Annotated in this window: 7 protein-coding genes; 3 read left to right on the forward strand and 4 right to left on the reverse strand. The window is 47.6% G+C overall.

The window, feature by feature from the left end; genetic code table 11:
* The coding region (gene truB / locus RMO52_RS03905) for a tRNA pseudouridine(55) synthase TruB (RefSeq protein ID WP_310411048.1) at positions 1-864 on the forward strand (864 nt) is incomplete at its 5' end.
* A gap of 120 nt (positions 865-984) precedes the next feature.
* Positions 985-2,025: a hypothetical protein gene (locus RMO52_RS03910; RefSeq protein ID WP_310411051.1), complete on the forward strand. Its 1,041-nt coding sequence runs from the start codon at positions 985-987 to the stop codon at positions 2,023-2,025.
* 50 nt (positions 2,026-2,075) lie between these two features.
* Here the strand turns inward: RMO52_RS03910 and RMO52_RS03915 are convergent, their stop codons facing one another.
* Both RMO52_RS03915 and RMO52_RS03920 read right to left on the reverse strand, forming a co-directional pair.
* A complete protein-coding gene (locus tag RMO52_RS03915) occupies positions 2,076-2,375 on the reverse strand; it encodes a type II toxin-antitoxin system RelE/ParE family toxin (RefSeq protein ID WP_309740120.1) in 300 nt (99 codons plus the stop codon).
* The gene (locus tag RMO52_RS03920; RefSeq protein WP_309740122.1) at positions 2,372-2,638 is read right to left on the reverse strand and encodes a type II toxin-antitoxin system ParD family antitoxin; all 267 of its coding nucleotides are present in this window, start codon (positions 2,636-2,638) and stop codon (positions 2,372-2,374) included. The genes RMO52_RS03915 and RMO52_RS03920 overlap by 4 nt, the downstream gene beginning before the upstream one ends.
* A 114-nt stretch (positions 2,639-2,752) precedes the next feature.
* On the opposite strand from RMO52_RS03920, the gene RMO52_RS03925 reads away from it, so the two are divergent.
* The gene (locus tag RMO52_RS03925) at positions 2,753-3,331 is read left to right on the forward strand and encodes a Uma2 family endonuclease (protein WP_309740123.1); all 579 of its coding nucleotides are present in this window, start codon (positions 2,753-2,755) and stop codon (positions 3,329-3,331) included.
* Positions 3,332-3,462: 131 nt separating this feature from the next.
* Here the strand turns inward: RMO52_RS03925 and RMO52_RS03930 are convergent, their stop codons facing one another.
* Both RMO52_RS03930 and RMO52_RS03935 read right to left on the reverse strand, forming a co-directional pair.
* Positions 3,463-3,606 carry a hypothetical protein gene (locus tag RMO52_RS03930; RefSeq protein WP_310411055.1) on the reverse strand — a complete coding sequence of 48 codons (144 nt, stop codon included), beginning with the start codon at positions 3,604-3,606 and terminating at the stop codon, positions 3,463-3,465.
* 75 nt (positions 3,607-3,681) lie between these two features.
* Positions 3,682-4,125: adenosylhomocysteinase (locus RMO52_RS03935; RefSeq protein ID WP_310411058.1), on the reverse strand; the 444-nt coding region annotated here is incomplete at its 5' end.

The raw sequence follows: 4,125 nt of genomic DNA on the forward strand, positions 1-4,125 counted from the left end.
TCACATGATTGTGTTGCTAAAGTCCGCCGGATTTTGCAGACCAAAAAAGTCGGACATGGTGGCACACTAGATCCAGCCGCAGTCGGCGTACTCCCGATCGCGATCGGGAAAGCCACGCGGCTATTAGAATACTTACCAACAGGCAAAGCGTATCGCGCCATCATCCGGCTGGGGGTGCAAACTACCACCGACGATCTCGAAGGCGAGGTGATTTACTCCGAACCAGTCACAGACATAGCTATCGAACAGATCCGCCACACACTTACCGAATTTATCGGCGACATCGTGCAGACACCGCCGATGTATAGCGCGATTCAAGTCAACGGACAAAGATTGTATAAACTCGCTCGCGCTGGCGAAGTCATCGAAGTACCCACCCGCCAGGTGAAGATCGATCGAATTGATATCCTGAATTGGACACCTGGAGACTTCCCCGAAGTGGAAGTGCAAATCGCTTGTGGTGGGGGCACATATATTCGCTCGATCGCCCGCGATTTGGGCACTAAGCTGGGCACGAGAGGAGTTTTAGCATTTTTAGAACGAAATGCCAGTTGTGGCTTGCAATTGGCAGATAGCATCACTCTAGAGGAACTCGAACAGCAACAACAAGCAGGTACTTTCAGACCGATTTCACCCGATCGAGCATTATCACATTTGCCCTCAGCTACACTCGTAGATGCGGAGCTAGTCAAATTCTGGAGTCAGGGCAAACAGTTGGCGCTTGCAGGCATCGAATTAACTCCCACAGCTTCACAGTTAGACGGGTATGTCAAAGTCATGAGTGCAGATGGTTGTCTAGGTATCGGCGAGATGAGATCGATCGATGGCATCCAACTCATCGTCCCTCAGAAGGTGCTGATTTAGGTAGTTGAGAATCTGGAGATCGATCGACCGCGATCGTGCCTAATGGTATGATAATTTTTCGACTCTTATATCTCAGAGTCAGAATTATTTGGTGCTTTCAATTTACCTTGAGGACGATCGATGGTTGCTTCAGTTGGCTCTGTTACGGATCTCGAACTTGTAGAGGCGTTAGAAACTAATGCCGATCTGACTTTCGACTTGCCCGATCCTGAAGATGAAGCAGTTGGTGACTTCGATTTTAGACAGCGGGTTGATGATGCGTGGACAGTCTGCGACAGATTCGATCTCCAAACCGAAATCTGGCGCGGGAGAATCCTGCGAGCCGTCCGCGATAAAGAGAAAAAAGGCGGCGACGGACGCGGACAAGGTTTTCTCAACTGGCTCAAAGATCGCGAACTGAGTAAAAGTCAAGCCTACGCCTGGATCGAACTTGCCAATAGTGCCGATACCCTTCTCGAAAATGGCGAACTTTCGCCCCTAGCACTCAAGAATTTTAGCAAACGCGCCTTCGTCGAAACTGCTAAATCTTCCCCAGAAGTCCAGCAGCTAGTCACCGACGCCGCCGAACGCGGCGACTACATTACCCGCCGCGAAGTCCGTCAACTCTCCGACGAATGGATGGCAATGAGTTCCGATCTAATTCCCGATGAAGTCAAAGAGCAAGCCGCATCTGGGGCCACTCCACCGCGCTTCATCGCGCCATTAGTCAAAGAAATGGAGAAACTACCCGAAGCCCACCAACTCGCCATCCGCGAAGAAATCGCCGCCAATCCCGACGTAGACAATATCAAGCTCGTCACCAGCAATGCTCGCAGTCTCTCCAAATATCTCGATGCTGGCGCACAAGTCCAAGTCTTAAATGATTCTAAAGTAGATCTCGCTACCGCCCTCGAAGAAGCAATGCGCGTCGGGTGTCTCCCCGTCGCCGCCGATGTGCTCAAGCAAGCCGCACAATTGGAACAGACGATGACCAAATTTTATCTGACCTGGAAACGCTTAGGTAGCTTAGTAGACAGGTTGTACGTCGATACAGGAGCCAGTACGCCCAACTTGCGATCGCTTATTGCCTGCGTCGAACGCCTCTCCAGCGAAATCGTCGAAGTTCCCCTCGATGATAGCGGTGAAAACTCAATTCGCTTGCGCGTAATGACTGGTGAGTAATTAACTTTTAGCTTTTCTCATAGAAAAACGTAGTTACAACGTCGATCGTATTAGTTGGGTCGCTCGAACAACGACCCTAAATCCTGGCGACCATTAACAACACGAACGATCTCAATTTCGTCATTCATGGTTCGATACAAGATAATGTAGCCATCCAAAGGCAACCCTCTCAACCCAGTTTGTAAATCGTCATAGCTACGACCGATATTAGAAAAGCTGATAAGCTGCTGGCAACGTTTGTTAAATCCCTGTAAAAACTTTTCACCTGCTTCAACATTCACATCCGCAAAGTATGCTGAAATTGACTCTAAATCGCGAATGGCAGGTTGTGAGATAGTGTACCTACTCACTCTTTAACCTCTTTATTAAGTCGCAATTTTGCGAGGATGTCATTCACCGCCGTCTCACCGTCAACACCTTCACCTCGATCGAGAGATTCAATTCCTGCTCTTACTTGCTCGCGAGTCTGAACTACCCACGACTGATAAGATTCTCGTTCTGTCTCCAATCTGGTTAAGGCTGCCTGAAGTACTTCGTCAGCCGTTTGGAAGCTACCCGTCGCGATTAAATTAGCGACGATCGTTTCTTGCTCGGAATTTAGCGTGATGCTCATCGCCGGAAAGATTTAGAGGTGAATACACATCTATTTTAGCAAACTCTATCTTGCGCCGATTGCCGATCGAGCCGTGAGGCATAATATTAATAAGACTTTTGGAGCATGTCACAAATGGTTCAGACCCCAGTTATACAAACCACCCTAGCAGAGTTCTTGGAGCTGCCAGATACTAAGCCTGCCAGCGAATACATCAATGGTGAAATCATTCAAAAACCTATGCCCCAAGGACAACATAGCATCATTCAACTCGAACTTGGGATGGAAATCAATCAAGCTCTCAGAAGAAAAGGAATTGCTACAGCCTTTTCTGAATTGCGATGTACTTTTGGAGGTAGATCGGTCGTGCCCGATTTGACAGTGTTTGAAGATGATAGAATTCCCAGTAATGAAGATGGTGATATCGAAAATGTCTTTAATATTCCTCCCGACTGGACGATTGAAATACTTTCACCAGACCAAAGCACTACTAAAGTACTAAAAAATATCAATCACTGCCTAGCTTATGGTACTCAAATGGGCTGGCCGATCGACCCGAAAGAGCGATCGATATTTGTGATGGGAATCGATCGAAATTTTCAAATTATCGATGAACCAAATACTGTTTTACCCATACCAGAATTTGCGAAAGAGATTCGGTTAACTGTAGAGCAACTATTTAACTGGATTAAGAAAACCGCTAAACCTGAATAGCACAAAAATCTAAGCGCACATCAAAATACTGTATGGCAACCGCCAAGATGGTTAGGACATTTTCTAATTAACGTGAGTTTCTCGCATGGGAGAGGCTGTGCCTACAGCAGGCTACGCCAACGCTAACGGATTTAGGATATTGGCTCTGCTCTGGCACCGCACTCGATTGAAATCAGTGCTAATAGTGCGAAGTCCGCCTGCGCGGACTGAATATCTTCGTCCGCGCAGGCGGACTTTGCATCACCAGCGGCGATTTCAATCGCTGTCTGTCCCAACCGCTATACCAAAAAAGCACAGGTCAAATTATGACCTGTGCTTTTTAAAAACTAGCTAATCTTTAGATCTAATATCTAGGTACCAGAAGTCCAAGAGTTGGCGTAATCGATTTGATCTGCTGTCAGGGTATCGATTTGGATGCCCATTGCTTCGAGCTTCATCCGGGCGATTTCCTTATCCACATGGACGGGGATAGAGTGGATGCCTGGAGTTAGTTCGCCTCGGTTTTTGACGAGGTATTCACAAGCCATCGCTTGGTTAGCGAAGCTCATGTCCATGACTGCGCTGGGATGACCTTCTGCTGCTGCAAGGTTGACTAACCGACCTTCACCGATGACGATAATAGATTTACCGTTATTGAGTTTGTACTCTTCAGTGAAGTTACGGACGGTGCTGACACCAGAGGATTTGCTCGATAATGCTTTGAGATCGATTTCGATATCAAAGTGACCGGAGTTACAAACGATCGCACCATCTTTCATCACGTCGAAGTGTTCGGCGCGGATGATGTGCTTGTT

Source organism: Chamaesiphon sp. OTE_8_metabat_110 (assembly GCF_031382685.1).
GTDB lineage: Bacteria > Cyanobacteriota > Cyanobacteriia > Cyanobacteriales > Chamaesiphonaceae > Chamaesiphon.

Excerpts from the sequence above, each read along its gene's own strand:
- RMO52_RS03925 (WP_309740123.1), top strand. The coding sequence starts at position 2,753 with ATGGTTCAGACCCCAGTTATACAAACCACCCTAGCAGAGTTCTTGGAG.
- RMO52_RS03920 (WP_309740122.1), bottom strand. The coding sequence starts at position 2,638 with ATGAGCATCACGCTAAATTCCGAGCAAGAAACGATCGTCGCTAATTTA.
- RMO52_RS03910 (WP_310411051.1), top strand. The coding sequence starts at position 985 with ATGGTTGCTTCAGTTGGCTCTGTTACGGATCTCGAACTTGTAGAGGCG.